Annotated in this window: 23 protein-coding genes; 5 read left to right on the forward strand and 18 right to left on the reverse strand. The window is 70.4% G+C overall.

Features of this window, described 5'->3' with window-relative positions:
* Nucleotides 1–8: 8 nt before the first annotated feature.
* The 3 genes from ACIBVN_RS50675 to ACIBVN_RS50685 are packed head-to-tail and all read right to left on the reverse strand — an operon-like array spanning nt 9 to nt 5,169.
* Nucleotides 9–2,186 carry a hypothetical protein gene (locus tag ACIBVN_RS50675; protein ID WP_397148392.1) on the reverse strand — a complete coding sequence of 726 codons (2,178 nt, stop codon included), beginning with the start codon at nt 2,184–2,186 and terminating at the stop codon, nt 9–11.
* A complete protein-coding gene (locus ACIBVN_RS50680) occupies nt 2,183–3,769 on the reverse strand; it encodes a peroxidase family protein (protein WP_397148394.1) in 1,587 nt (528 codons plus the stop codon). Before ACIBVN_RS50680 ends, ACIBVN_RS50675 begins: the two co-directional genes overlap by 4 nt.
* 2 nt (nt 3,770–3,771) lie before the next feature.
* Entirely contained in the window at nt 3,772–5,169 is a 1,398-nt protein-coding gene (locus tag ACIBVN_RS50685) for a cytochrome P450 (RefSeq protein WP_397148396.1), read from the reverse strand.
* A 187-nt stretch (nt 5,170–5,356) separates the two neighbouring features.
* On the opposite strand from ACIBVN_RS50685, the gene ACIBVN_RS50690 reads away from it, so the two are divergent.
* Both ACIBVN_RS50690 and ACIBVN_RS50695 read left to right on the forward strand, forming a co-directional pair.
* Nucleotides 5,357–6,307: an acyl-CoA desaturase gene (locus tag ACIBVN_RS50690; protein ID WP_397148436.1), complete on the forward strand. Its 951-nt coding sequence runs from the start codon at nt 5,357–5,359 to the stop codon at nt 6,305–6,307.
* Between the two features lie 665 nt (nt 6,308–6,972).
* A complete protein-coding gene (locus tag ACIBVN_RS50695) occupies nt 6,973–8,166 on the forward strand; it encodes a hypothetical protein (RefSeq protein ID WP_397148398.1) in 1,194 nt (397 codons plus the stop codon).
* A gap of 181 nt (nt 8,167–8,347) precedes the next feature.
* On the opposite strand, the gene ACIBVN_RS50700 is transcribed toward ACIBVN_RS50695, so the two are convergent.
* From ACIBVN_RS50700 to ACIBVN_RS50720, 5 genes are all read right to left on the reverse strand, one after another.
* Entirely contained in the window at nt 8,348–9,940 is a 1,593-nt protein-coding gene (locus tag ACIBVN_RS50700; RefSeq protein WP_397148400.1) for an ABC transporter permease, read from the reverse strand.
* A 35-nt stretch (nt 9,941–9,975) separates the two neighbouring features.
* The gene (locus ACIBVN_RS50705; protein WP_397148402.1) at nt 9,976–10,860 is read right to left on the reverse strand and encodes an ATP-binding cassette domain-containing protein; all 885 of its coding nucleotides are present in this window, start codon (nt 10,858–10,860) and stop codon (nt 9,976–9,978) included.
* Between the two features lie 114 nt (nt 10,861–10,974).
* A complete protein-coding gene (locus ACIBVN_RS50710) occupies nt 10,975–11,706 on the reverse strand; it encodes a glycosyltransferase (protein ID WP_397148404.1) in 732 nt (243 codons plus the stop codon).
* On the reverse strand, nt 11,703–12,992 hold the full coding sequence (locus ACIBVN_RS50715) for an ArsB/NhaD family transporter (protein WP_397148406.1): 1,290 nt from the start codon (nt 12,990–12,992) through the stop codon (nt 11,703–11,705). Before ACIBVN_RS50715 ends, ACIBVN_RS50710 begins: the two co-directional genes overlap by 4 nt.
* The gene (locus ACIBVN_RS50720) at nt 12,989–13,432 is read right to left on the reverse strand and encodes a CBS domain-containing protein (RefSeq protein ID WP_397148408.1); all 444 of its coding nucleotides are present in this window, start codon (nt 13,430–13,432) and stop codon (nt 12,989–12,991) included. Before ACIBVN_RS50720 ends, ACIBVN_RS50715 begins: the two co-directional genes overlap by 4 nt.
* 227 nt (nt 13,433–13,659) lie before the next feature.
* On the opposite strand from ACIBVN_RS50720, the gene ACIBVN_RS50725 reads away from it, so the two are divergent.
* On the forward strand, nt 13,660–14,943 hold the full coding sequence (locus tag ACIBVN_RS50725) for a cation:proton antiporter (protein ID WP_397148410.1): 1,284 nt from the start codon (nt 13,660–13,662) through the stop codon (nt 14,941–14,943).
* Between the two features lie 242 nt (nt 14,944–15,185).
* Here the strand turns inward: ACIBVN_RS50725 and ACIBVN_RS50730 are convergent, their stop codons facing one another.
* The 3 genes from ACIBVN_RS50730 to ACIBVN_RS50740 are packed head-to-tail and all read right to left on the reverse strand — an operon-like array spanning nt 15,186 to nt 17,254.
* Nucleotides 15,186–16,394: an FAD-dependent monooxygenase gene (locus ACIBVN_RS50730; protein WP_397148412.1), complete on the reverse strand. Its 1,209-nt coding sequence runs from the start codon at nt 16,392–16,394 to the stop codon at nt 15,186–15,188.
* Nucleotides 16,391–16,843, reverse strand: a complete 453-nt coding sequence (locus ACIBVN_RS50735; protein WP_397148414.1) for a GbsR/MarR family transcriptional regulator — start codon at nt 16,841–16,843, stop codon at nt 16,391–16,393. Before ACIBVN_RS50735 ends, ACIBVN_RS50730 begins: the two co-directional genes overlap by 4 nt.
* A gap of 57 nt (nt 16,844–16,900) precedes the next feature.
* Nucleotides 16,901–17,254, reverse strand: coding sequence for a hypothetical protein (locus tag ACIBVN_RS50740; protein WP_397148416.1), 354 nt, complete (start codon nt 17,252–17,254; stop codon nt 16,901–16,903).
* Between the two features lie 186 nt (nt 17,255–17,440).
* Here ACIBVN_RS50740 and ACIBVN_RS50745 point away from each other — a divergent pair, with 186 nt between their 5' ends.
* Together ACIBVN_RS50745 and ACIBVN_RS50750 are read left to right on the forward strand one after the other, a co-directional pair.
* Complete coding sequence (locus ACIBVN_RS50745; protein ID WP_397148418.1) at nt 17,441–18,103, forward strand: potassium channel family protein; 663 nt, start codon at nt 17,441–17,443, stop codon at nt 18,101–18,103.
* A gap of 367 nt (nt 18,104–18,470) precedes the next feature.
* Complete coding sequence (locus tag ACIBVN_RS50750; RefSeq protein ID WP_397148420.1) at nt 18,471–19,847, forward strand: TrkH family potassium uptake protein; 1,377 nt, start codon at nt 18,471–18,473, stop codon at nt 19,845–19,847.
* Between the two features lie 19 nt (nt 19,848–19,866).
* Here the strand turns inward: ACIBVN_RS50750 and ACIBVN_RS50755 are convergent, their stop codons facing one another.
* The 7 genes from ACIBVN_RS50755 to ACIBVN_RS50785 all read right to left on the reverse strand — a co-directional run bounded on the left by ACIBVN_RS50755 (nt 19,867) and on the right by ACIBVN_RS50785 (nt 25,379).
* Nucleotides 19,867–20,484, reverse strand: a complete 618-nt coding sequence (locus ACIBVN_RS50755; protein ID WP_397148422.1) for a GbsR/MarR family transcriptional regulator — start codon at nt 20,482–20,484, stop codon at nt 19,867–19,869.
* 246 nt (nt 20,485–20,730) lie between these two features.
* Nucleotides 20,731–21,915 (reverse strand): hypothetical protein, encoded by a 1,185-nt coding sequence (locus ACIBVN_RS50760; RefSeq protein ID WP_397148424.1) that lies wholly within the window; start codon nt 21,913–21,915, stop codon nt 20,731–20,733.
* A 552-nt stretch (nt 21,916–22,467) separates the two neighbouring features.
* Complete coding sequence (locus tag ACIBVN_RS50765; protein ID WP_397148426.1) at nt 22,468–23,037, reverse strand: ferritin-like domain-containing protein; 570 nt, start codon at nt 23,035–23,037, stop codon at nt 22,468–22,470.
* 27 nt (nt 23,038–23,064) lie between these two features.
* Nucleotides 23,065–23,718 carry an MIP/aquaporin family protein gene (locus ACIBVN_RS50770; RefSeq protein ID WP_397148428.1) on the reverse strand — a complete coding sequence of 218 codons (654 nt, stop codon included), beginning with the start codon at nt 23,716–23,718 and terminating at the stop codon, nt 23,065–23,067.
* 190 nt (nt 23,719–23,908) lie between these two features.
* Nucleotides 23,909–24,211 (reverse strand): hypothetical protein, encoded by a 303-nt coding sequence (locus ACIBVN_RS50775; protein WP_397148430.1) that lies wholly within the window; start codon nt 24,209–24,211, stop codon nt 23,909–23,911.
* A gap of 13 nt (nt 24,212–24,224) precedes the next feature.
* Nucleotides 24,225–24,872, reverse strand: a complete 648-nt coding sequence (locus tag ACIBVN_RS50780) for a carboxymuconolactone decarboxylase family protein (RefSeq protein WP_397148432.1) — start codon at nt 24,870–24,872, stop codon at nt 24,225–24,227.
* Nucleotides 24,873–24,887: 15 nt separating this feature from the next.
* Nucleotides 24,888–25,379, reverse strand: a complete 492-nt coding sequence (locus tag ACIBVN_RS50785; protein ID WP_397148434.1) for an SDR family NAD(P)-dependent oxidoreductase — start codon at nt 25,377–25,379, stop codon at nt 24,888–24,890.
* Nucleotides 25,380–25,917 lie beyond the last annotated feature (538 nt).

Consider the following 25,917-nt stretch of genomic DNA (forward strand, 5'->3'; position numbering starts at 1 on the left):
CTCCTCCGTCAGGCGTGCGGCACCGGGACGGCGGCGTCCCGGAGCGTCTGGCGGGTGGTGGCCGACAGGCACAGCAGCGGGCGGGCGCCGTCGAGCGCCAGCTCGCGGAGCTGGTCGGCCAGCGGGTGGGTCGAGTGCGGCTCGACGACCAGCCGCAGTGACGGCGCCGCGTGCAGCCGGGCCTGCCCGCGGGTCCGGACGCAGGACCGCAGCACGGCACCGGCCTCGCGTGTGTAGCCGACCAGGCCGGGATCGCTCAGAGGCAGTCCCGGACCGAGCCGTCCACGCAGAGTGAGGAGCTGGCCGACGGCGAGGTGGGCGGACCGGGTGCCGAGCCGGAGTTCCAGGGGCGTCAGGTACGTCTCGCCGCCCCACAGCCGCGGGCCGAGGGCGCGAACGATCGTGGTGTCGACTGCGGAGCCGACGAGGAAGCTGCCGGAGCGGCGCAGGTCCGCCGCCCGCAGCAGGTCAGGCCAGACGGAAAGGCCGGAGCGTCGCCTCATCAGGTCGGACTGGACGGGAGAACGGGGGCGTCGACGGAACGGGCCGGGCACGACGATGCCGACATGCAACTCCCCGTAGCCGCCCGCACTGGTGTGCCGGTTCCAGGCTGCGTGCACGGCGACCAGCGCACGGCCCGCCACCTGAACGGCCGGGCCGAGCCCCGTGCCCTCCAGCAGGCCGGCCGCCGCTGTCGCGCTCACGGCGAAGTACGCCGTGAGCGCGTTGCCGTCGCGGCACCTGATCGGCAGTTCGACGGTGCCCTCGGGACTGTCCACGGCGCGGGTGGGCACGGTCAGGAAGGGGAACTCCTCCGGGTCGGGCGGGTGGTCGAACAGCAGGTACGCCTGGGAACGCACGACCTGCCCCCGGAACGGCGTAAGCCGCTCCTCGATGAGATCGCGAGCCTCGGGCAGGTCGTCGGCGAGGTTAGCGAGGTACTGCTCGATGCTGTGGCAGTGCGGGAACAGGTGGGTGGAATCGCCGTAATCGACCACGTACCAGTCGGGGTGCAGGTCGAAGCAGGTGCCGGCGCCCTGCCCGTCGAGGGTGGGAATGATGTCGTGCTGGTTGGTGACGCTGGCCACCCAGGTGCGCGGGTCGGCGGGGCGTTTGAAGTCGACGGGTGAGCCGACGGCGACGGCGTGGGTGACCGTGTGACGGGCGCAGAAGTCGGGGTCCTGCGCCAGGTTCATGATCGCCGCCCCGCCCGCGCTGTGTCCGACGAGCGCCAGCTCGGCGCCCGGAGGCAGCCCGTAGTCGGCGACGGCCTCGGTCAGGGCGCGGCTGTAGGGGCTGCTGGCCAGGACGGCGCTGCTGAACGCGCCGAGCAGGTCCTGGGGCGATTCGCCGTCGGGACGTCCCACTCGCATGCCCGGCGCCTGGAGGATGTGGCGGATCACACCGTCGGGTCCTTCGACGCTCTGGATGAGGGCCCGCCCGGTGGTGCCGATCGTGCTGATGTTGCCCAGGAAGCCGAGCAGCGACCCCCGCGTGCACAGCCGGGCCGACTCGGCCGCGGTCAGCTCGATCCGGCGCGCGGCGCCTTCCCCGGCGTCGAGGACGGCGATGGCCCTGTTGCTCATGCCGGTGATCGGATCGGCGGTGGCGAAGCCCTTTCCCGTAGCAATGAGCCAGGCGGCGGCGTCGTTGAGCGGGTTCTCGTCCAGCAGCGCGCGCAGCGCGAGAACCTCGCCGAAGACCGGGGCGAGCTGGCTGAGCGCGTGCACCGCACCACGGTCCTTGAGCAGGGCGCGCAGGGCCCGGACGGCCTCCAGATCGCGGTCGGCGGCGGCCGCGTCGATGAGCCGGGCGAGCATGGGGTCCCCGGTCAGCTCGGGGTGAGCGACCGCCACGGCTGCCACGCGCAACCGCAGCGACGTGGCCAGCACACGTACGGCCAGACTCTCGGCCCCAAGCATGGCACCGGCCTTGACGGCCGCGGTGGCCAGCCGGCCACCGGTGAACGCGCACCCGAGGCCCCGACTGTTCGTCGTGGCCCGTAGCAGCGCGCGGTAGGCGGGCCGGGCCGCCGAGGGAGCGTGCGGCAGGGCGCGCAGCAGCGCGCCGTCGGTGAGCGCGGCCGTGGCGTGAGCCGCCGCGTCCTGGATCGTGACTGCGATGTCCACCAGCTCGCGGGCTGCGGCGCGCAGCGGCCCGGCGGCCGGATCGTTCTCCCCGGTCATGACCGGGTCCGCCGGGACATGCTGACGAGGCGGGGGCTCGGGTCCTCCGGCGTGTTGCGGCGCAGCACGTCCGACAGCGTGCGCGTGGCCGCGATGACCCGCACGCCCTCCGGGGAGAACGTGGCGGCGTTGAAGATCCGCGGAGCCAGCAGCGGGTTGGTGAGTGCCTGGGAGAAGGCGTCAATAGCGATGATCTTGGTCAGCAGGGGAGGCAGGATCGCGGTGGGGGATCCGGGTTCCTCGGCGAACAGCCCGACGTACAGGTCGACGTCGTCCACGTCGCGGTAGAGCTCGCGCAGCGCGCCGCTGACCCGCCGATCGCTGGAGATCTGCTCGAAGGCACGCACTCTGGGGAAGCGGCAGTGCTCGCGGTAGCTGTTGTACGGGGCCAGGCCTAGCGCCCGGGAGTCGGCGATGCTGGCCACGTCGACCTCCTGCAGGACGGGGTCGGTGTTGAACAGTCCGATGCGGCCGGCCCGCTGGCGGGAGGCGTCCTCAAAGAGCCGCCCGAGGCCGGGACCGGGGATCAGCGCGCTGCCGAAAAAGGTTTGGGCCATCGGCAGGTCACGCCCGCCCACCGACAGGTGGGACGGGATCAGGCTGTGCCAGCGGTAGACGAGGTTGAACTCCACCGAGGCCCAGTTCTGCCGGTGCCAGGGCGCGTGGGCCAGCATCGCCGACAGCCGCGGGTCCAGGGCGAACCGGAAGTGGTAGGGGGTGATGTGGTTGATGTACTCCTCGACGACCAGTTTGATCAGCAGCACGATGAGGATGTTGCGGGCCGTCTGGAAGATCCGCTCGTCGTCCCAGCGCGGATGTTCCCGGGCGAGCAGCCGCGCCACCCTGTTGTGCTCGCGCAGGAACAGCACCGTGAGCATGGTGAAGCCGATCTGGCCGTTGCCCCGGTCGCTGCCGGTGGCGAACAGCGTGTCGCGTTGCGCATCGGAGAGCTGGTCGAAGCGGATGACGCTCAGCGGGGCGAACTCCGGCTTGATCTTGCCGTTCTCGCACAGGTAGGGCGGGAACTCGCCGCCGTTGATGAGCTGGCTCTTGAGCAGCCCGCCGTCGAACGTGCGCAGTGCGGCCGTCGCCGCCTCGTCGAGGCCGTACACCTGGTTCAGGTCGATGTGATGGTTGGAGCTGTTCTTGCGCGGGTCGCGCGGGATGTTGGTGTCGCCGCGCAGGAAACCGTCGGTGAACCATTGGGCGAAGTACGCGAAAAGCACCGTGGAGCGCGGGCAGGGGATCATGGACTCGCCGCGGGTGAACAGGCCGCCGGCGCTCTCGGGAGTGGGACGGTTCCCCGCGTCGACGGGGGCCGGAGGCAGGTGCCTGCCGCTGTAGGTGCGGTCGGTCAAGGAGGCCCACGAGGTGTAGTCAGCCATGGTGCTCAACGGCTCGGGGCGCGGCGGCATCTCGCGGATCGCATGGTCGATCAGCGAGGCGTTGATCCGGCGCCGGACCGGCTGGCTTCTCTGTACGAGGTCCCAGAACGGTCGGCCGTTGGTCAGGGCCAGGAACCTGAGCCGGTTGGCGAGACCATCCGTGGCGATGCTGCGTGCGCGTGCTCGGCTCGCCGCCATCGTCAGCCCTCCCGCCCGTCGATGCCGAGCCGCTCTTCGGTGCCGAGCCCTTCGGCGGCGACCCGCCCCTCGGTGCCGAGCCCGAGGGCGAAGGTGTCGGGGAAGATCCCGAGTGTCCGCTCGACGCGGCCCGCCGGTGGCGGGAGCGGACGCACGCCGGGACGCAGCAGCAGGCGGCGTACGGTCTCGGCGATCACCGCGCCGGCCAGGTGCACGCCGAGGCAGGCGTGATGACCGGAGCCGAAGAACAGCTGATGGTGGCGAGGGCGGTCGAGGCGGAACTCGTCCGGCTCCGGCACCACGGCCGCGTCGAACATGGCGGAGGCCGGTGCCGCGAGCACGAACGTGCCCGCGGGGATCACGGTGCTGCGCGGGGTGCCGGCGGCCAGGACATGGTCACGCTCGCACAGCCGGGGAAGCAGCTTGAAGAACGGGCTGAACCGCAGTGCCTCCCAGACGTACGGATCGAACCGTTCGGGGTCTCCGGCGACGGCCGCGGCCTCCGCGAGCACCCGCGGGCGCAGTAGGAGCTGCTCGACCGCCTCGACCATGGCCCCTGGCGCGCTCTCCACGAAGCCCAGCGGCAGTCCGGCCATGTTGATCACGATGCGGTCGTCAGTCACGTCGGCCCCGGCGGGCAGGGAGGAGCGGACAAGGCGGGCGAAGACGTCGTCGGGGAGATCCCGTCCGGCCCGCAGCGTGGCCCGGTGCTCGGCGAGGCGTTCTCGCAGGTATCCGACCAGCTCGGTGCCCGCTCTGACGGACGCGGCCTGGATCTCCGGATCTCCGAGGAAGTTGGCGAAGCCGTCGGCGACGATGGCCCGCGTCCACCGGCCCAGCGTCTGCGGATCGGGGCCGGGAACGCCGAAATACCGCGCGCACACGCCGAGGGCGACAGGGCGGAACAGCCCGTTGACCGCTTCGAGGCGTCCGTCGGGCCAGGCGGCGTCGAGCAGTTCGTCGGCGAGGCAGCCGGTCAGCTCGCGCACGTCGGCCGCGTCCCGCGGGTCGAGCATGAGCTGCATCAGGCCCTTTTCCCGCCAGTTCATCGGCGTGGCGTCCCTGCCCAGCATGAACGGGGCGCCCAGCGCGGCGTCGAGGCGCGGACCGAAGGCACGTACCGAGAAGACCTGCTCGTGGGAGAGCACCTCGGTGACGTCGGCGAAGCGGGTCACGACCGTGAAGGCGGGTGTGACGAAGATGGGGCGCCGCTCGCGCAACTCGGCGAACAGGCTCCGCCAGTCGGTACGCATCCACTCCCGGACCAGGCTGAACGCGGACATCGGGTCCCGGGCCAGCGCCTCGTCGTATCTCTCCAGATGGCCGCCCGTGGTCGCCTGATCGACAGCACCCATTCCGTAGCCCTTCCGCCTGATGCCGGAGCGCACAACGATGATCACGATGTGCAATCACAATCTAGGGAGGCATCACACCTTTTCTTCATGACAACCGAGTGCATTGTTGTACTTCCGCACAGTAACTACTCCGTGACTGTCAGGGCATTGCCTCACTCCATGGGCCTGGCCGTTGAATAAGGAGCCTGATCGTCCTGTACCGCTCATGGGAGGAAACGTGACGTCATCACCCATGCCGCAGCCGGGCTCGGCGGAGACGGTGACGGTCACCACCGGCCGCCGGACCGCCTATCTGGTCGTCCTGGTCGTCCTCCCCGTGTTGCTGCTGGCCCTCGCGGTGCCGGCCGCCTGGGGCTGGGGCATCGGCCCCCGCGACCTGGTCATCGCGGTCGCGATGTACCTGGTCAGCATCTTCGGGATCGCCATCGGCTACCACCGCCTCTTCACCCACCGCGCCTTCAAGGCCAACCGGGCGCTACGGATCGCGCTCATGCTGGCCGGCGGCATGGCCGTCGAGGGCCCCCTCACGCTGTGGGCCGCCGAGCATCGCCGCCACCACAAGTACGCCGACCGCGAAGGTGACCCGCACTCGCCGTGGCGCTACGGCGACAGCGGCCTGGCGCTGCTGCGCGGCATGCTGCACGCCCACATCGGCTGGTTCTACTCGGCCCGTCACCGCTCCAGCCGCCGGCACTGGGTGCCGGACCTGCTGACCGACCCGGACGTGCGGCGTTTCGACGCCGCCTACCCGGCGGTCGTTCTCATGTCGTTCGCGCTCCCGGCCGCCGCCGGCGGGCTGTGGTCGATGTCGTGGTCGGGTGCGTGGAGCGCGCTCCTGTGGGGCGGTCTGGTCCGCTACGCCGTGGTGCACCACGTCACCTGGTCGGTGAACTCGATCGCCCACACCTTCGGCGACCGCCCGTTCCGCACCCGGGACCGTTCGTCCAACGTGTGGTGGGTGGCGATGCTGACGCTCGGCGAAGGCTGGCACAACTGGCACCATGTGGAGCCGACCTGCGCCCGGCACGGCGTGCTCAAGGGCCAGTTCGACCCCAGCGCGCGGCTGATCCGCTGGTTCGAGCGGGCGGGCTGGGCCCACGGCGTACGCTGGCCGAACCCCGACCGCCTGACGACCCACCGCACCGACCACAGTCCCGACCACGGTGCCGACTCCCTGCGATGACACGGCGAGCCTGCCGCCCATGTGTGTTTCCCGCTGGAGGACATCCCAACTGAGGGTTTGGAAGCCCGCCGACGGCACCTTCGCACCCGTGCGGTGGCGAATATTCATCCGTGCAGGTCGAGGAGGTGATGCGCTCTCTTGAGCTCCCGTCGTGTCGCCTCGCACGGCATGATGGCCCATCGTGTTACTGCGCTTGGTCTACCTGACGTACCGGCATGCCACCTGACCTGGCCGATGATCAATCGGCACCCGCAGAGCCGGCACCGCCCCCGCATGAAACGTTCACGGGCCGCGCCGCGGAATGCTGAGCCGCGAGCTGGTGGCCCGACGCCTGCCTGACACATTGCTTGACACGATCGCCATCCATCCTTAATGTCGCGGTGGCAAGGCGGCATGAAACGTTTTTATCAAAGCTGTGCTCGCTTGGCGGCAAGGCGCGGTCGCCATCTCCCCACCCTCCATCAACGGGAGACGTTCATGCGGTTCAGGAAAGCGCTTACCGTGGCGCAGGTCGACGTGGTCAGTGACTCTGCCTGCGACGGACGCCTCACCCGCCGTCGGTCATGACTGCGGGACTTGTACTAACCACGCCGACAGCCCGGTGTTGAAACGATTTCAGCCCAGCTGCCGCACCCCCGTTTCGCCATCATCCACGGAGAACCCTCATGACGACAGCCACCCCCACGGCGTTACCTCCGTCCAAGGGACGCCCTCGCCTGCTCACCCGACTCATCGCCGCGCTCGCCGCCCTGACGGCCGGCGCCGGGGCCGGTGTCGTGCTCGGCTCGTCCCCGGCGTTCGCCGCCTGCGGAGATGGCACCTTCCAGTCGCAGGTGACGGTCAGCGGCAGCACCTGGACCGCCCGCAACAGCGCCGGCAGCAGCGTCTACACCGGCACCGACTTCCGGGCTGCGGTCCAGGCCGGCATCGGCAGTCTCACGGCCGGGCGCACCTCGATCCAGCGCGTCGTCGTGCGCGGCAACGGCACGATGAGCGCGGGCACCCGGATCTCGCTGCCGAGCTACACCTCCCTGTCGGTCTGCGGCACCATCAACATCACCGGCTCCGGCTCCGGCGACTACGCGCCGGTCTACTCCCGCGGCACCACGAACATCGAGGTCCCCTACCTCAACGTCACAGGCACCCCGGTGTACGGCATTTTCCTGCGCAACGTCACGAATGTCTGGCTCGGCCAGATCGACATGCGGCTCGGCTCGGGCCTGGGCGTGCGCATCGACAACCGCGGCGACACCAGCCAGTGGACCCGCAACGTCCGGGTCGACAACGTGTACGTGCAGGGAGCCAGCTCGCACGCGATGGAGACCTACGGCGTCGACGGCATCACCGTCGGCACCGTGACGGCCCGCAGCGTCGGCGAGTCCGGGCTGCTGCTCAACCAGACCATCAACGCGACGGTCGGCACCGTGGACGCCGACAACGCCGGTGCCGGTACCGGGTACGCGGCCTTCCGAATGGCCAACCGCAACGGCCGGGTCGGCAGCTCCTACCCGAACAACATCCGCGTGGGCACGGTCAAGGCACGCGGTGGCGGCCGGGGCATCTTCTGCGTCTCGGAGAGCGGCGGCGCCACCATCGACCGGGTCGACATCGCCAACACCGGCAACAACTCGGTCCTGGTGGAGAACTGCTACAACGTCGTCATCGCCGGGGTGTCAGGCACGATCAGCGGCGGCGGCGAGGTCCGCATCGCGGCCCGCACGGAGTTCGCTCCGTCGTCGGGCATCCGGTTCCAGAACCTGACGGTCTCCAACACCAACATCAGGTGGAGCCCCTGCACCGGCAGCAACAACACGATCAGCAACGTGACCCGGGTCAACTCGACGCTGACCTGGTGCTGAACCGGCCGCGCCGACAGTCCGCCGCGGCGCTCGGCTCGGCCGCGTAAGCGCCCGGGCCGGCACGGCCGCCACGGTGGCCACCGCCGTTCGGCCAGCCGCCCCGAGCCGAGCACCAGGTGGTCGGCGGCGAGGGCGAGCACGAACAGCCCCAGCACGCTGAGCGCCAGAAGGAGCAGCATGGTCAGTCCCCCCGCAGGTCACGCCGCTGAAAGGCGAGGACACCGGCCAGGACGAGGAGCATGGTGACCGCGCAGAGCCCGAGCAGCGGTTTCAGGTCCACCGGCCCGGGCAGAGCCTGCGGCACGTGGGCGAAGGGCGACAGGCTCCGGATCCGGTCGTCGAGTTGCAGCAGCTCGCCGAGCTGGGCGAGCAGGGCGAAGGCGAGCAGCGCCGCCCAGGCGAGCGCGGTCAGCCGAGGTGCCAGTCCGAACAGCAGCATCGCGATCCCGGCCAGGGTCCAGGTGGCGGGCACCTGGACCAGTGCCGCGCCGAGCAGTCGCGGCACCTGCTGCCCGGGTTCGCCGATCCTGATGCCGTGGGTGACTCCGGCGGCCAGGCCGCCCGCGGCCAGGATCGCGACGCTGCCGGCCAGTGCCACGCCGAGGTGGCCGGCTGTCCACCGCCATCGGGGTACGGCGGTGGCCAGGACGGGCTCGGCCCGGATCGCCGACTCCTCGCCCTGCAGCCGCAGGGTGGCCTGGATCGCGTAGCCGCCGGCGATCAGGCCGAGCACGCCCAGCTCCGCGGCCAGGAACGTGTCGGTCAGCAGGCCCGCGCCGCCGCCCACGCGGGAGAGCAGCCCGGCCAGTTGCGGGTTGTCGCGCACGATGTCGCCGACGCTGTGGGCCAGTGCCCCGAACAAGGCGCCCACGGTCGTGAATGCCACCGTCCAGCTCAGCAGCACACCCCGCTGCAGCCGCCAGGCCAGCGCGACAGGACCCCGAAGAGAGGCGGCGGCGTCGCGCGGGCCGGAACGCGGCGGGAGCAGCCCGGCACCGAGGTCGCGCCGCCTGGCCAGGAGAGCCGCCGCCGCGAGAAGGGTCAGCCCGGTGGCGGCGAACAAGGCGAGCACCCACCAGCGTTCGCCGGCGAAGGCGCGTACGCGCTGGGCCCAGCCAAGCGGGGACAGCCAGGACAGCGGTTCGATCCGGGCCGCGTCGCCGAGGGCGCGCAGCAGGAAGGCCGCGCCTAGGGTCGCGATCGCGATGGCGTTGGCGGTGCGGGCGTGCGCGGTCAGCTGTCCGGCCAGGACGGCGACGCCGGTGAAGGTCCAGCCGGTGCCGCTCACCGCGCCGCCGAACGCGAGCGCGCCCGAGACCGGCAGGCCCTGCGCGGCCAGGCCGAGCGTGATGAGCACGCCGATCAGCAGGTTCGCGCCCGCGGCCACGAGAACCCCGGAGGCGGGCAGCGCGTGCCGGCCGACCGGGCAGGCGCCGACCAGCTCGGCCCGGCCGGTCTCCTCCTCGGCGCGGGTGTGCCGGGTCACCACGAGAATGCTCATCAGCACGGCCAGCACCGAGGCCATGGTGGTCACCCGCCAGGCGGTCAGACCGCCGACCGAGGCAGGGTCATAGACGGGCCCGGTCAGGGCCTGCAGGGCGGGGGCGGAGCCGATGGTGACGCCGAGCGCGATGCGCTGGGCCGCCTGCGGGTACAGCTCGGCGATGGCCGAGGCGCTGGCGGCGATGAGGCCGGCGATGACGACGGCCCAGGCGGGCAGCAGGAGGCGGTCGCGGCGCAGTGCGAGCCGCACCAGCGCCGCCGTGCCGGTCATCGTGGGTCGTAGGAGTGTGCGTGTCGGCGTGGCGGTCATGGCGCGACCTGGTAGTGGCGCAGGAACAGCTCCTCCAGCGTGGGCGGCCGGCAGGTCAGCGCGCGTACGCCGGAGTCCGTCAGCAGCCGCAGCGCCTGCTCCAGGTGGTCCGCCTCGACCTGGAACCGGACCTGCGAGCCTTCGACGGCCAGGTCGTGCACGCCGTCCAGCCGGGCCAGCTTGCCCGGGACGCGGTCGAGATCGGCGCTGATCGCGGTACGGGCGAGGTGACGCAGCCCGGCCAGTGTGCCGGTCTGGACGGCGCGGCCGTCGCGGATGATGGTGACCTGGTCGCACAGGGCCTCCACCTCGGACAGCAGGTGGCTGGACAGCAGCACCGTGCGGCCCCTCGCGTGCTCCTCACGAATCGTCTCGCGGAAGGCCGCCTCCATGAGCGGATCCAGACCCGAGGTCGGCTCGTCGAGCAGCAGCAGCTCGACGTCCGAGGCCAGGGCGGCGATCAGCGCGACCTTCTGCCGGTTGCCCTTGGAGTAGGTGCGGCCCTTGCGGGTGGGGTCGAGGTCGAAGCGCTCCAGCAGAGCCGTCTTGCGGCGCCGGTCGAGGCCGCCGCGCAGCCGGCCGAGCAGGTCGATGGCTTCACCACCGGAGAGAGTGGGCCACAGGACGACGTCGCCGGGCACATACGCCAGCCGCCGGTGCAGCTCGACCGCCTCCCGCCAGGGATGGCCGCCGAGCAGCTCGGCATGCCCGTCGTCGGCGCGCAGCAGGCCGAGCAGGATGCGCAAGGTCGTGGTCTTGCCCGAGCCGTTCGGGCCGAGGAAGCCGTGGACCTCGCCGGTGTGCACAGTGAGGTCGAGCCCGTTCAGCGCCCGAACGTAGCCGAAGCGCTTGACCAGTCCATGGATGAATACGGCAGGCAAGAGCGCCTCCCTGAAGCCGGTCCGATATGACGTTGCCGACCAGACTTCCCGGCGCTCCACCACCGACGGTAACAGCGCCGGATCCACCCCGCCAGACGTTTTTTGACGGATTTGCTACGGTCGCCGTCCTTGCTCGGTCGCGGCCTCGATGGCGGCGGCCAGGCGGCCGGGAGTGAGGCGGCCGGAGACGGGTGCCGGTGCGACGCCGAGGTGGTGCAGGCGCTGGGCCCAGAACGGCTGGTCGCCGAGGAACGGGCGGACCACCTGGGGAACGCCCGCGCCCAGCGCGGCGGCCACCGTGCCGATGCCGCCGTGGTGCACGGCGATCGCCACCCGGGGCAGCAGCCACTCGTGCGGAGCCTCCTCGATCACCAGGACGCCGCCCGGCTCCGTGCCAGGTCGCAGCGCACCCCAGCCGGTGGCCAGGACGGCGCGATGCCCGGTCAGCCGGATGGCCTCCAGCACCATGGAGGTCAGCGCCTCCGGGGTGCCGCTGTAGGAGCTGCCGAAGCCGACGTAGATCGGTGGGTCGCCGTCGTCCAGGAAGCGGGCCAGCCGCTCAGGCGGTGTCCAGTCGCCGGTGGGCATGGTCCAGAAGCCGGTGGGATGCGCCTGAGCGGGCCAGTCGGCGGGAGCCGGAAGCAGGTGCGGGCTCCAGGCGTGCAGCACGCCGCCCGCCTCGACCAGGTCGGCCACCGGCCGGAACCCCTCGCGCAGGCCGAGGGCCCCGGCCCGCCAATTTCGCACTGTGCCCCGGTAGGGGGCCTCGACGGCGGAGGAGATGCGCCAGCGCGCCCGGCCGTTCGCCGGCGAGCGGTGGTGGGTCTTCGTCCTGGCCGCGGTCACATGAGGTAGCGCAGCCACAGGTACGGGGCCACGAGCACCACTGTGACCACGGTGACGACCAGGCCGTACTTGGTGAACTGCCAGAAGCTGATCGGCGTGCCGTTGCGGGCGGCGATGCCGAGCACGACCACGTTGGCCGCCGCCCCGACGGCAGTGGCGTTGCCGCCGAGGTCGGCGCCGAAGGCCAGCGCCCACCACAGCACCTGCGCCGACCCGTTGCCGCCCGCCTGCACCAGCTGCTCGACGATCGGGCTCATGGTGGCGACGTAGGGGATGTTGTCCACGACGGCGGACAGGACGGCCGAGAGGCCGAGGACTCCCATCGTCGTCACCTCGAGCTGCCCGTTGGTGGCGGCGACGGCGGCCCGCGACAGCTCGCCGATGACGCCGGTCTCCACCAGGGCGCCGACCATGACGAACAGCCCCGCGAAGAACACCAGCGTGGGCCACTCCACCTCGGCGATGGCCTGCTCGGTCGTCACCCGGGTGGCGGCCACCAGCACGCCCGCGCCCAGCAGCGCGACCACCGACGGCTCGTAGTGCAGCACCGGATGCAGCACGAACGCGGCCAGCACCAGCGCCAGCACGGCCAGCGACTGCCACAGCAGCCTGCGGTCGGCGATGGCCTCGCGTTCGTTCAGCGCCATGACCTCGGCCGCCCGCTCGGGGTCGTACCGGAATGTCCGGCCGAACAGCAGGTAGCACAGGCCGACGAACACCGCCATCAGCACGATGACCATCGGCGCCATATGGATGAGGAAGTCGTTGAAGCTCAAGCCCGCCCGGCTGGCGATGATGATGTTCGGCGGGTCGCCGACGAGCGTGGCGGCGCCGCCGATGTTGGACGCCATGGCCTCGGCGATGAGGAACGGGATCGGGTTGACCGCAAGCCGTTCGCAGACGAGGAAGGTCACCGGCGCGATGAGCAGCACGGTGGTGACGTTGTCGAGCAACGCCGACGCGCCCGCGGTGATCAGCACCAGCAGCACCATCAGCCGGAACGGCCGCCCGCGGGCGCGTTTGGCGGCCCAGATGGCCAGGTACTCGAAGACCCCGGTCTGCTTCAGCACGCCGACGATGATCATCATGCCGAGCAGCAGGAAGATGACGTTCCAGTCGATGCCGGCGTGCTCGGAGAAGAACGCGGCCTCGGCGCCGGTGGCGTGGATGGCCAGCATGATGCCGGCGCCGCCGAGCGCGGCGGCCACGCGGTGGATCTTCTCGGTGGCGATCAGCGCGTACGCGGCCAGGAACACCGCCACGCTCACCCAGGACAGCACGCTCACGCCGCGAGCACCCGCTCCAGCAGGACCTGCAGCGTCACCGCGCCCAGCAACCGCCCCTCGTCCACGATGGCGGCCAGCGGGCTGCGGGTACGCGCCATCAGAGCAGCGACCTCCAGCACCGTGGCGTCCGGATCGGTGACCGGTAGCTCGCGCGGTCTCTCCGGCAGCGCCTCGCGCACGGTGCGGCCGTCCAGCGCCCGCAGGAACGCGTCGGCGTGCGCCTCGTCCACCACCCGGGCCAGCGCCGGATCATCCAGGCAATAACCGGGCACGGCCAGCCGTAGCACCTGGGTGCCGGGCAGGATGGTGACCGGCAGCCCGTCGTCGCCGGCGACGATGAGACCGGGCAGATCCTGCTCGGCCAGCAACCGCGCGGCCTCGGCCACGGGGGCGTCAAGGGAGACGGTGGGGAAGTCGACCAGCAGGTCACGGGCGCGCACCGGCACATCCTTCGCATGTCAACGGGAAAGGACTTGCCGACCAGACTTCCCGGCGCACCTGTAGAGAACCTATCAAGCACCGTCAAGATCGCATAGGCGGGGGCGGCCCGCCAGCCGGCGTTGCACCGTGATCTGGTAGTGGGGCGCCCGTCAAAATGCGTCTGTCGCCTTGACAGCGCCCCTGCTATGGTGAGCGCGGAGCGCCGGGAAGTCTGGTCGGCAAGATCGTGCAAGCAGATCCGACGGGAAGGCCGTTCCATGACGACCCCCACGCGGCGCCCCTGATGGGCGTGCTGCTGACCGCGTTCGCGTGCGTGCTCCTGCTGGCCGTCCTGCTGTCCAGCCTGGCCCACCGCACCATCCTGTCCACCGCCGCGCTCTTCCTCGTGGCCGGGTTCGTGCTGGGCGACGGCGTGCTCGGCGTCGTCTCGCTGCGTCCCGGCGACGACCTGGTGGCCACGCTGGCCGAGCTGGCACTGTTCACGGTGCTGTTCACCGACGGCATGCGGGTGGGCTGGGCCGAGCTGCGCAGCGCGTGGCGGCTGCCTGGCCGGGCGCTCGGCTGGGGCTTGCCGCTGACGCTGGTCATCACCGCCGTCGGGGCGCACTATCTGCTCGGGCTGGGCTGGATCGAAGCGCTGCTGATCGGCGCCATTCTCGCGCCCACCGACCCGGTGTTCGCCGCCGCGCTGGTCGGCAACGAGAAGGTGCCGCCCCGGCTGCGGCAACTGCTCAACGTCGAGTCCGGCGTCAACGACGGCCTGGCGCTGCCGTTCGTCATCCTCTTCCTCGCGGTCGCGGCCGGATCCGACGACCTGCATCTGAGCGAGCTGGGCCTGGAGCTGGGGCTGGGCATCGTCATCGGGGTCGCCGTCCCATGGACGGCGATCAAGCTGGAGCAGACCCGCTGGTTCGCCGCCTCCACCCAGTACGAGCCGCTCAACGCCCTGGCCATCGGCCTGCTCGTGCTGGCCGTCGGCAAGGCCACGCACGGCAACCTGTTCCTGGCCGCGTTCTCGGCCGGCATCACCGTGGCCACCTTCGGGCCGCGGCAGCGCGAGTCGTTCGAGCACTTCGGCGAGCTCATCGCCGAGGTGTTCAAGCTCGCCGCGCTGCTGGTGTTCGGCGCGCTCATCACCCCCGCCCTGCTCGGCTCGGTCGGGTGGCAGGGGTGGCTGTTCGCGGTGCTCGCCCTGATCGTGGCCCGGCCCGTCGCGATCTGGCTGTCGTTCCTGCGCTCGGGGCTGACCGTGCGCGAGCAGGCGGCGGTGGCCTGGTTCGGGCCCAAGGGCTTCGCCTCCGTCGTCTACGGACTGCTGGTGCTCGGCTCCGGGATCGCCGCCGCCGGGCCGGTGTTCCAGTTCGTCGCCGTGACCATCGTGCTGTCGATCCTGCTGCACTCCTCCACCGACATCGTGGTGGCCCGCTGGTTCGACGACGAGCGGGAGGTCCCGGCCTGGTACGGCAGCGTCACCCGCAAAATCCGACGGCGGGAACGACCATCCCCGTGACGCAGGGAGGCGCCGGCCGGGCCGGCGTTGGGCGAGGAGGCCTTCGCCGACGCCGCTGCCCAGCTGTGCCGGACCTTGGGCATCGCCCGCCTCGCTGCGGGGGTGGGGATCTCGGCCGGCGGACGCACCGCCTGACCGCGCTGGTCATAGCGACCCGCCACGACGGTCGGTGTCCTTCGCTCATGCCGAGTCCTTGGCCGCGGCGGGTCCGCCGGCCCCTGCTCCGACGAACGCTTTCCAGATCAGGAGCCTGTGATCGGCTCCGGCAGACGCGGTGGCCGCCACCGCCAGGTGGCGTTGCCGTCGGCCGCAATGCCCTTACGCCACAGTGGTGCGGGCATGAGTCGGATCATGGTGGCCAGGGCTCGGTGCGCCGTCGCGGACGTGGTGCGGCGCCCGTCCGCGCGAGCGCCTCGGGCGGTGGCTTGCGTACGGGGGCGGCGCTCGGTGTCGTAGCGGGCCAGGGCGGCCTCGATACCGGGTTCGGCGTGGAGGGCGGCGGCGAGCACGACCGCGTCCTCGATGGACTGCCCGGCACCCTGGCCGCGGTCGGGGCTCATCGCGTGGGCGGCGTCGCCGAGCAGCGCCACCCGGCCGCGGACGTACGTGGGCAGCGGGTCCAGGTCCCGGATGTCGATGTGGATCACCGCGTGGTCCGGGGTGGCGGTGATCAGGTGCGGGATCGGATGGTGCCAGGTTGCCATGCGGCGGGCCACCTCGGCCTTTTCCTGCTCGTAGCGGAGGTTCGGCCGGTCGGCGGTCGTGACGAAGGCCCAGTAGGCGCGGCCACGGCTGATCGGGTGGATGAGGAAGTAGCCGCCGGGCCCCATCGTGACACTGCCCGACAGCCCGTCGGGCGGCGTCGTGACGTTGCCGCGCGCGGCCTCCGAGCCGCCGGCAGCTCCGCTGGTGTCCGTGACGCCGAGCCAGGCGGTGCGGCCCAGGAAGCGCGGGGGAGGCGCCTCCGGCCACAGGACGCGTCGTACGGCGCTGCGGATGCCGTCCGCGCCGATCACCAGGTCCGCGCTCGCCTCGCCGCCGTCCCAGGTGACCGTCACGCCGTGGTCGTCCTGGCGCAGGCCGGTGACCTCCGTGCCGGTGCGGACCCAGCCGGCGGGCACCGCCTCCAGCAGCACCCCGTGCAGGTCGGCGCGGCGGAAGGCGAGCAGCGGCGTCGCGTCGCCCCGGCGGGCGCGCTGCAGGTAACGGCCGTCCGGGAGACGCAGGTTGCCGGCCGAGTAGGAGGGCACCCCCTTGGCACGCGCCTGCTCGCCGACGCCGAGCTCGTCGAGGGCCCGCATCGCGTTCGGGGCCTGCGACATGCCGGCGCCGATCTCGCCCAGCACGGGAGCCCGTTCCAGCACGGTGGCCCGCCAGCCGATCCGGTGCAGCGCCAGAGCGGCGGCCAGCCCACCGATGCCGCCGCCCACCACGATCGCGTGCCTGCTCATGCGTCCTTCCCAGGCAGCGGCGCGTTCTGGAACACCTTGGCCATCCATTCGAACGTTGTGTGCGCCTGGCGGATGCGGGCGGCCCGCTCGTCGTCAGGACCGACCAGATCCAGGCCGTCGCGGGTGACGTCGAGGAACGAGGTGAGACCGGCGATCTGCTTGCGCACCACGACCGCCCAGGCGTCCTCGGCCATCCGGTAGTAGACGGTGCGCTCGCCCGGCCGGGTACGCCAGGCGAGGAACCCCATGCTGGACAGCAGCCGCAGGTTGGAGGTCAATGAGGCGCGACTGGCGCCGATGGCCTGGCTGATCTGCCCCGCGGACTGCTCCGGTGGATCGCACACCATGAGCCAGCCCAGCACCCGCCCGGCGATCGGCGGCACGCCGTCGCGGGCCAGGTACATGGCCACCCGTTCGACCCATTCCAGCAGTGGATCCTGCTCCGTCATGTCGCCGAAGCCCTCTCTTACAGTAATTTCAGTATGAGCTAAAATAGATGTATCACATCAGAGGTGGGCCGGGAAGTCTGGTCGGCCCGCGTCGTTGGTTGCCGCGGAGAAGTGGAGGACTTTCCGATGGCCTCTCGTGCTCTTCCTGCGCTGCTCGGCGGCATCGTCGCCGGTGTGCTGGTGCTGGTGCTGCTCTGGGTCGGCGGCGCGACCCGGCCCGGCTACAGCCTGTGGCACCACGGCGCCAGGGGGGCCGATCCTGCTCGCGACCATGGCTGCGGGGCTCGTCCTGGCCGGGCTGGTGTCCACCGACCCGGCGCTGGGCTCCCCACCGAACGAGCTCCGTCCGTTGCCGATCAGGATCCGCTTGAGCAGTCCGGTCCCCACCCATAAGGCCACCGCGAAGGGCAAGGCATCGACTCCCGGTAAGCGATGAGCACGGGAGAAACGATCAGCTTATTTCGCCACCCCAGCCCAGGTGATCGTCACGGGGTTCAGGGTAGCTCCCCTGATGGGCGCCGTCTTGCCCTCGCGGTCGCTGGCCGTCGAGCCGGGGAGTCTGCGGGCCGGCTCCCCGCTACCGAAGGAAGGGTCATCGTGGTTGACAAGGGCAGTGATCCCGTGGCCGTGATCGGGCTGGGACGGTTCGGCAGCGCGCTGGCCATCGAACTCACGCAGCGCGGCACCGAAGTGCTGGGCATCGACAACAATTCCAAGCACGTACAGGGCCTCGCGGGGCAGATCACCCACATCGCCACGGCGGATTCCACTGAAATGGCGGCCTTGCAGCAACTCGGTGTGCCCGACTTCTACCGCGCCGTGGTGGCGATCGGAAGCGACCTCGAAGCCAGCATCCTGACCGCTTCCTTGCTGGTGGAGCTGGAAATCGGCCACATTTGGGCCAAGGCGGTCAGCAGGCAGCATGGGCGGATCCTGCGCCGGATCGGCGTCCATTACGTGGTCTTTCCCGAGCACGACATGGGCGAGCGCGTCGCCCATCTGGTCAGCGGCCGGATGCTCGACTACATGCAGGTGGATGAGAACTTCGCGATGGCCAAAATGCGCCCGCCCCGCCGATACGTCGGCATGCCGCTCGGACAATCCGGCCTGCGCCGCGAATACGGTGTCACCGTCGTGGCCGTCAAGAGCCCAGGCAAGGAGTTCACCTACGCCACCGCCGACACCGAGCTCGGGGATGGCGAAGTGATCATTGTGTCCGGCCGTACGGACCAGGTCGAACGCTTCGCCGAACTGCCCTAGCGTGTGCAGTTGCGGGACCATGCGGAGCAGCGATACGGATCGGAGTCGCCTTGCCGGGGCCGTCCCGGGTTTCAGCGGGCGTAGATGGGGTCCGTCGTCCAGATCTACCTGACTTTTGACAGGTCAGCAGTGACGTATGGGAGATCTGCATCCCGAATTGGAGAGCCGGGAGCCGATTTGGCGCCGGGCCCTCGTCTGGGCGCAACAGTGGTTGCGTAGGGAGGCTAATTGTGGTCGCATTGCTGATCATGCGCGCTGGCCTGATCTTGCGGGCGGTTTCACGTGCCAAGACTCCTGAAGGCTCACTATCGTGGCGGCTCGTCACTCCCGCCACGCTCCCCGGTCGCGTCCTAGAACGAGACCGAGCATGAACGCACGACGACGGCGGAGCGGCCCCGCCCTCGGATTCACCGGTTTCTTCGGCCGGCTCCATCATCCCGCCCAGGTCGTGGTCGGCGCCTTCGCCCTGACGATCCTCATCGGCACGCTGCTGCTGAAAACGCCGATGGCCACCTCCACACCAGGCTCGGCCGACTGGCTGACCGCCTTGTTCACCGCGACCTCGGCTGTCTGCGTGACCGGCCTGGTCATCGTCGACACCGCCTCGACCTGGTCGGTGTTCGGCGAGGTAGTGATCGCCCTGCTGTTCCAAGCCGGCGGGCTGGGCATCATGACGCTGGGCACGCTCTTCGCCCTGCTCGTCTCAGGCCGCCTCGGGCTGCGGGCCCGGTTGCTCGCACAGGCCGAGAGCAAAGCGCTGGGCACGCCGAACCTGCGCCACGTCGTACGCAACATCGTGCTGTTCACCCTGCTCTGCGAGGCAGCAGCCGCGATCGTGCTGAGCATCCGGTTCGCCACCACCTACGATCACGACCTCGGTCACGCCGTCTATCTCGGCGTGTTCCACGCGATGTCGGCCTTCAACAACGCCGGCTTCGCCCTGTGGCCCGACAGTCTGGTGCGGTTTGCCGCTGATCCGTGGATCTGCCTGACCATCGCGCTGACCGTATTGGTGGGCGCGCTCGGCTTTCCTGTCGTCTTCGAGTTGTGGCGGCAGGGGCGCCACCCGAGACGCTGGTCGGTCCTGACCCGCATCACCATCGGCGTCACCGCCGTGCTGCTGGTGGCCGGTACGCTGATCTTCTTGGTCACCGAGTGGCGCAACCCCCGCACCATGGGGCCGTTGGCCGACGGGGACAAGCTCATGGCCAGCTTCTTCCTCACCGTGATGCGCACCGGCGGCTTCAACACCGTCGAGCTGTCCGAGCTCGATCCCTCCAGCTGGCTGGTCAGCGACCTGCTGATGTTCATCGGCGGCGGCAGCGCCAGCACCGCGGGCGGCATCAAGGTGACCGCCCTGGGGTTGCTGATCTTCATGGTGTGGACCGAGATGCGTGGATACGCCGACGTGAACATCGGCCGTCGGCAGATCCCCTCCACCGCCCAGCGCCAGGCCATCGCGATCGCTTTGCTGGGGGTGAGCCTGGTTGCGATCTGCACTTATCTGCTGGTGGTGATCAGCCCTCACACACTGGACCAGGTGCTGTTCGAGGCCATCTCCGCCTTCGGCACGGTCGGCATGTCCCTCGGCATCACCGCTGGCCTCCCGGAGGCCGGCCAAGTCGTGCTGATCATGCTGATGTTCACCGGCCGGACCGGCCCGCTGACCCTCGCCTCGGCCCTGGCCCTGAGCGAGCGCGACCGCCGTTACGAACTGCCCAAGGAATACCTGATCGTCGGCTGACAGGCACGTCCTGCACCGGCTACTGCTGCAGGCGGCGCCTGACGGCCGAATATGCACAAACGCGGAAGTCACCACCGTCCCGCAGAACGCCCGACAGCGTGAGGTTCGGCGGCGGCGAGTTGACCGCCGACGGCATTCGCAGCGCCGTTCGCCAGTTGCTGCGCGCAGGCACCGTGGCCTGCCAGCCGATCCGCTGCAACGCCAGGGCGGCGGCCAACCCGGCGATGCCGCCGCCCACCACGATCGCCTGCCTGGTCAGGCCGTCTCCGCACCGGCGGAGTTGCCCGGGGGGAAGGAGCGGCGCGTTGTGGAACACCTTGGCCATCCACTCGCAGGTGGCGTGCGCCTGCCGGACACGCGCGGCCCGATCATCATCCGGGCCGACCAAGCCCAGGCCGTCGCGAGTGATGTCCAGGAACGAGGTGATCGAGGCGATCTGGCGGCGCACCACGACCCCCCAAGCGTCCACCGCCATCCGGTAATAGACAGTCCGTTCTCCCGGCCGGGTCCGCCACGTCAAGAACCCCATGCCCGTCAGAAGGTTCGACGTCAGCGACGCCCGGCTGGCGCCGATGGCCTCACTGATCTGCCCTGCGGACTGCTCCGGCGGATCGCACGCCATCAGCCAGCCCAGCACTCGCCGGCGATCGGCATCGCGGGCCCCGCAACCCGGCGATAGACCTGGGGGAGCGCATCGCCGGGCTGCGGTTCTTGATCCACGATCGCGATGCGTTCTTCACCGGGAAATAGGCACCCTGCGCCGCGAACGCCTGGACCGGATCTTGGTCCTCAACGAACGCCACCTGGCCCGTATGCTCCACGATTATGGGGATTGACCGGCACGCGGATCGGACCGGGAGCCTCGGGGCCGGTCGGCGTCAGGTCAGGAGAGCGCCGGTGACCGTTCGGCGTAGGTGCGCGAGTTGACGTTGTCGTTCGAAGGCACATAAGAGCCGACCATCCAGACCCGGTCCCCGGCGATCGTCAGCCCTTCATGAGCCGGTCCCGCCCAGACCGACGGGTCCGCGCCCGCGATGAGCTGCCACGTGCCGCCCGACAGGCGGGCGAAATTCTCGCCGGTGCGGCTGGAGCCGGTCAGCCATACCTCGCCGTCCGGGGCGATGGCGACATCCCCCACACTGGTGCCCTCGATGTCGAACGAGGGCACGTTGACGTAGTCCCATCGGGTGCCGTCGTAGCGCATGACCGCTGCCTTGGCGGTCAGGCTGCCTGCCCAGGTGCGCCAGCGCCAGTCGCCGACGGCGTAGACCTGGCCGGACGGGCCGACCGCCACATCGGTCAGCCAGGTGCCGTTGGCGCCGCCGTTCGGGGTGTCCACGCGGGTCCACGCGCGGCCGTCGAAGTGCACGACGTACGGCTCGATCTGGTGGCCGGTGGTGCGGCTGGGCGCGTACCCGACCGCCCATACATCGTCGGAGGCCCGCGCGGCCACCCCCGACAGCACGCTGTGACCTGCTCCCGGGGAGGGCAGCGGCACCAGCGTCCACGAGCGGCCGTCCCAGTGCTGGGCGATGGGCCTGCTCACGGCGTTCTGATGGGCGTAGCCGACCGCCCACACGTCGTCCGGCCCGGCGGCGGTGACCGCGGTCAGATGGTTGGGCGTGTTCTCGTCGCCCACGTTCGGGCTCGGGACGATCTTCCAGGAGGCGCCGTCCCAGTGGGTGATCAGGGTGGCGATGCGCAGGTCGTTCGTCGTGCCGGCGGTGCCCACCGCCCACACGTCGTCCGGCGCGATCGCGGCGACCCCGGCCAGGTCCACATCGTTCTTTCCCGCGGGCATCGGGACCTCGACGTTGCGCCATGTGGCGCCATCCCAGTGCGCGGCCAGCGCATGGCGGGGCACATGCGGCTTGACCTCGTACTGCCCGACCGCCCAGACATCACTGCCGGAGGTGCCGGACACGTCCAAGAAGACATTGTGCCCGGTGCCTGGATCCGGGGTGGGAAGCGTCTCCCAGCCCGGCGTTCCGGCGACGGCCCTGCCGGGCGTCAGCATGATGAGAGCTGTCACAGCCAAGCCGACGGCCACGCGTTTCCGTCCCGCCATCTGCCTCTCCTTCCTTGACACACCGATGATCCAGTTCCGCGCATGGAGCGTAGATCGCCTTCGCCCACCAAGGGACGTCCATGGTCATTACGGACTCCTTACGGAGGGGCGAATGCGGACCGATGACCGGTTCCGCTCGACACATCACGCGGCTCCTCTTGTGGTCCGCTGCCAGTTGCGGATCCGTTGCCTCGTCGGCCGGCGTCGACCGCGCCCTTGCTCGCGCATATGGGGTTGCTTCTCATGTCTGCGACTCCAATCTTGGACTGTTCGTTCCAAGATGGGAGGTCGTGGATGCCGGACGTCAAGCACTTCGATCCAGATGTGGCGCTGGACAAGGTCGTGTGCCTGTTCTGGGAACGCGGCGCCGAGGTCACCGCGGTCCAGCTACGTCGCCTGGACTGAGCCTCCCCGGCGTTCTGCCCCGAGCGGTTGCCACGGTCGGGCTGTGTCGCACACTTCTCCCGCGTCCCACTCAGCGGCCGGTGGCGCGTCCGTACAGCACCTCGCGACGCTCCAGGCGAACCTGATAGAGATCATCAGGAGACGGGGTCACGCGGGTGGTTCGGTCCCCTCGGGAGCGGCGGGCAGACGGGCGAGGAAGGGGGAGCGGCCGCGGAAGCCGCGTTGGAAGCGCCCAGGCGGTCCTGTGCCGAAGAACTCTTCCATCCACCCCACGTGTTCGATCTTCTCGTTGCGGATCGCCCGGGCCAGGAGATGAGTGCGTTGATCTCTGCCTGCGGTGAGGTCGCACAGGCCGCCATAAGGGTGGACGGCGCGTCGTACCTCTTCGAGCAGCGCCGTGGCCGGATCCGCCGTGTCGGCGGAGCCGTCCTCCGGCCGTGCGGGCCCGCCTTCCAGGAACTGCCGGATGTCCTCGGGGAGCCTTCCGTCCAGCTCGTAGATGCGGCTGACGAGCGCGTCGAAATGGCGACGATCCTCATCGCGGATGTCTTTGAGGATCTGGCGTAGTCCCTCATCGGCGAAACCGAGCGGATGAACGGTCAGGATCGTGTAGCGGTAGACGGTGCTCAGCTCCGCCGTGGCGGCGGAGGTGAGCCGGTCGATCAGGATGGTCACATCGACGCCCGCTCGCACGACGGTTTCGCGTGCGCTGATCATGTCGGCTCCAGGGTCGGCTGCGGGGGGTCAGGTTGCGGAGGGCTCCAGCGGGGTGCGTTCCTCGGGGTTGAGCGCGAGGAAGGCCACGCCGGCCAGGGCGCCGCCCGCCAGGTCGGCCAGGAGCCAGATCCAGATCTTGGACCAGGCGAACAGTCCCATGGAGGCGGCGCCGACGGCGACGGCCGGGTTGAAGGCCCCGCCGGAGATGCCGCCGACCGCGAACGCGCCGGCCGCGACGGTGAATCCGATGGCCAGGCCGTAGAAGCTGTTGCCCGGATGGTCGCGGCTGGTGGCCGCGTTCAGCACTACGTACGCGAGCGCGAACGTGAACAGCGCCTCGGCCAGCAGCGCGACCCCCAGCTCTCGGCCTGAGGGTGACAGCGGTGGCACGCTGCCGGGATTGACGATGTAGGTGGCGGTGAGCGCGGCGATGACGCCTCCGGCCAGCTGGGCGATCCAGTACGGGACGGCGTCGGCCAGGCTGATCCGGCCGCGGAGCAGCACGGCCAAGGTCACGGCCGGGTTGTAGTGGGCGCCGGAGACATGTCCTCCGGCGTACACCATGACCATCAGGATCGCGCCGATGGCCACGGGCGCCAGGGGCGTCTTCGCCAAGACCGTGGCGCCGATCGTGAGGACTAAGAAGAACGTTCCGATGAACTCCGTGATGTAGCGGCGCATGGACTGTCCTCTCCACTCGTGAGGCCGGAACCGATCACGCTCCGCGGCAGCGCGTACAGATCATGCCATGGGCCTCGTCCTTGGGAGATTGCGGGCTTCTTACGGACGTTTACGGCTCGTTACGGCTCGCCGAATCGAAATGCGGGCTCTTGCCGAACGGCCCGGTATCCGCTGATGATGCGCGCTCGATTCAGCCCCAGACGCCGATCGGCATGAAGGCGGCGGCACGAACGTTCAGGCGAGCGCGGTGCCTTCCAGCAGCTCGCTGGTGCTTGGGGCCCGCCGCGTCAGCGGGTCCGGGAGACCGTCGCACCAGCGTGTACCGGGGTCGTGCCGGCTTGGCTGTCGCCGTCATCGGCGGTTCGCGCCTTTTCTGGACGGCACGCGGCAGGCGTTCCGGCACCGGCCCGTCGCGCGGGACGGCGACCGCGACGCCCTTGCGGGCCGGCGGCAGGCCGAGCATCATCCCGGCCGGGCCGCCACCGGCGCTCATGCCCCTGATGTGGCTAAAGGTGCAGGGCTCGGGCGGCGGCCCAGGCTCTCGGGAGGCCGAATTCGGCGACGCCGCGGAGCAGGTCGCGCAGGGTGTCGTCGGTGGCGCCGGCCGATTTGGCGAGCTCGGCGTGCAGGTGCAGGGATTCCCCGAGCGTCTGGTAGAAGACGTCCACCACCAGGCAGGCGATGGCCCGCTCCCGGACGCTGAGGTGCGGGCGCGCCCAGCGCTGGGCCAGTTGGTTTTCGGTGAAGGCGGCCAGGCCCGGGTCCACGTCCTCCAGGGCATGTACGGCTCGCGCGAGCGGCCCGGCCAGCGGCGTCGGCTCGACGGGCTTGTCGTCCCGCGCCTCCGGCAGGCCGAGCTCGGTCAGGCGCTGGAACGCGGTGACCACGATCGGATAGCCGACATAGGGGGCCAGATGCCGGTAGAGCTCGCGGATCGCCTCGGCGTCGGCCCCGTGGTCCAGGGCCATCCGCAGGTGCATGGCCAGGGGCTGGCCGAGGTGGGGGTGGCACAGGTCGGCGGTCAGGCAGACGAACGCCTTCTCGCGCATGGTCAGGTGGGGCAGGCCCCAGAGGTTGTGGCCCGCGCCCACGGCGCACTGGGCGAAGACGGGGTCGAGCGCGGTCAGGGCTTCGGCGCCGGAGAGCTGGGTCATGGTGGTGGACTCCGTTCAGGACAGGCCGAGCGCGCGCATGCGCACGGCGTCGAGGGTGTATTGGGGGACGATGCGCCCCATGGTGCGCATCAGGCGGGATTTCTTGCCGACGGGGTAGCGGGAGCGCGGCTTGCGCGCGGTGAGGGCGTGCAGGACGGCGCGAGCGACGACGTCGGGGCTGGATCCGGTGCGCTCTTCCTTGAGGCCGGCGGTGGTCATGGTGCGGTACGCCTGGCCGTACAGCCGCCGCCCTTCCTCGCCGAGTGAGGCCAGGCGGGGCTCGACTTCGTCTTCGAGCTTGTCGACGGCGTCGGTGTGGATGGAGCCGGGTTCGATGAGGACGGCCGCCACGCCGTACGGCTTGAGCTCCATGCGCAGGGCGTCGTTGAGTGAGCGGATGGCGTGCTTGGACGAGCAGAGCGGGCCGCCGAAGGGCAGGGTGATCCAGCTCCCGACCGAGCCGACCGTGACGACCCGGCCGCGCGACGGAGCATGCGGTACGGGCAAAGAGGTGAGTACACACCCGCGGAGCAGGAGCGGCGGGAGTGTGTACGGTTTGCAGGCGGCCGAGTGGTTCGAAGCCGGAGAGTCGACCAGGACGGTCGCCGCACGGTTACGGGTGCATGAGCGGTCGGTGACCCGCTGACGGAAGGCCTGGCAAGAGGGTGGCACATCGGCGTTGCTGTCCATAGGGCCGGTGTCGAAGGAGAAGCTGTCGGTCCGGCAGTGGGCGCGGCTGGATGCCGAGTTACGGCGGGGACCGCTGGCCCGGGGTTACGTGGAAGACCAGTGCTGGACGCCGGGCGCGCCGGACCGCCTTGTCCACAGAATGCGGTTCGGGGGGCATGCGGCCGAGTTGCCCTTACTACTGTCCCCGCATGGGAAAGAAGCGAAGGCGGAAGACCCGCCGGGGCGATGTCATCGGTATGGCATTGCTCCTGGACGAGCTTGACCTGGCCACCATGACGGCGTCCTATCCGTCATTTGAGTTCGACCACTACGGCCAATATCTCGCCGTATGCGAGCAAACCCTGCGCTCCATGCT

It is taken from the genome of Nonomuraea sp. NPDC049400 (assembly GCF_044466425.1).
GTDB lineage: Bacteria > Actinomycetota > Actinomycetes > Streptosporangiales > Streptosporangiaceae > Nonomuraea.

What these genes read in the sequence shown, in the direction of transcription:
- ACIBVN_RS50770 (WP_397148428.1), bottom strand. Translation starts at nt 23,718, where the DNA reads ATGCGCCGCTACATCACGGAGTTCATCGGAACGTTCTTCTTAGTCCTC.
- ACIBVN_RS50690 (WP_397148436.1), top strand. Translation starts at nt 5,357, where the DNA reads ATGCCGCAGCCGGGCTCGGCGGAGACGGTGACGGTCACCACCGGCCGC.
- ACIBVN_RS50760 (WP_397148424.1), bottom strand. Translation starts at nt 21,915, where the DNA reads ATGGCGGGACGGAAACGCGTGGCCGTCGGCTTGGCTGTGACAGCTCTC.
- ACIBVN_RS50695 (WP_397148398.1), top strand. Translation starts at nt 6,973, where the DNA reads ATGACGACAGCCACCCCCACGGCGTTACCTCCGTCCAAGGGACGCCCT.
- ACIBVN_RS50750 (WP_397148420.1), top strand. Translation starts at nt 18,471, where the DNA reads ATGAACGCACGACGACGGCGGAGCGGCCCCGCCCTCGGATTCACCGGT.
- ACIBVN_RS50730 (WP_397148412.1), bottom strand. Translation starts at nt 16,394, where the DNA reads ATGAGCAGGCACGCGATCGTGGTGGGCGGCGGCATCGGTGGGCTGGCC.
- ACIBVN_RS50775 (WP_397148430.1), bottom strand. Translation starts at nt 24,211, where the DNA reads ATGAGCGCCGGTGGCGGCCCGGCCGGGATGATGCTCGGCCTGCCGCCG.
- ACIBVN_RS50780 (WP_397148432.1), bottom strand. Translation starts at nt 24,872, where the DNA reads ATGACCCAGCTCTCCGGCGCCGAAGCCCTGACCGCGCTCGACCCCGTC.
- ACIBVN_RS50675 (WP_397148392.1), bottom strand. Translation starts at nt 2,186, where the DNA reads ATGACCGGGGAGAACGATCCGGCCGCCGGGCCGCTGCGCGCCGCAGCC.
- ACIBVN_RS50680 (WP_397148394.1), bottom strand. Translation starts at nt 3,769, where the DNA reads ATGGCGGCGAGCCGAGCACGCGCACGCAGCATCGCCACGGATGGTCTC.
- ACIBVN_RS50765 (WP_397148426.1), bottom strand. Translation starts at nt 23,037, where the DNA reads ATGATCAGCGCACGCGAAACCGTCGTGCGAGCGGGCGTCGATGTGACC.
- ACIBVN_RS50735 (WP_397148414.1), bottom strand. Translation starts at nt 16,843, where the DNA reads ATGACGGAGCAGGATCCACTGCTGGAATGGGTCGAACGGGTGGCCATG.
- ACIBVN_RS50700 (WP_397148400.1), bottom strand. Translation starts at nt 9,940, where the DNA reads ATGACCGGCACGGCGGCGCTGGTGCGGCTCGCACTGCGCCGCGACCGC.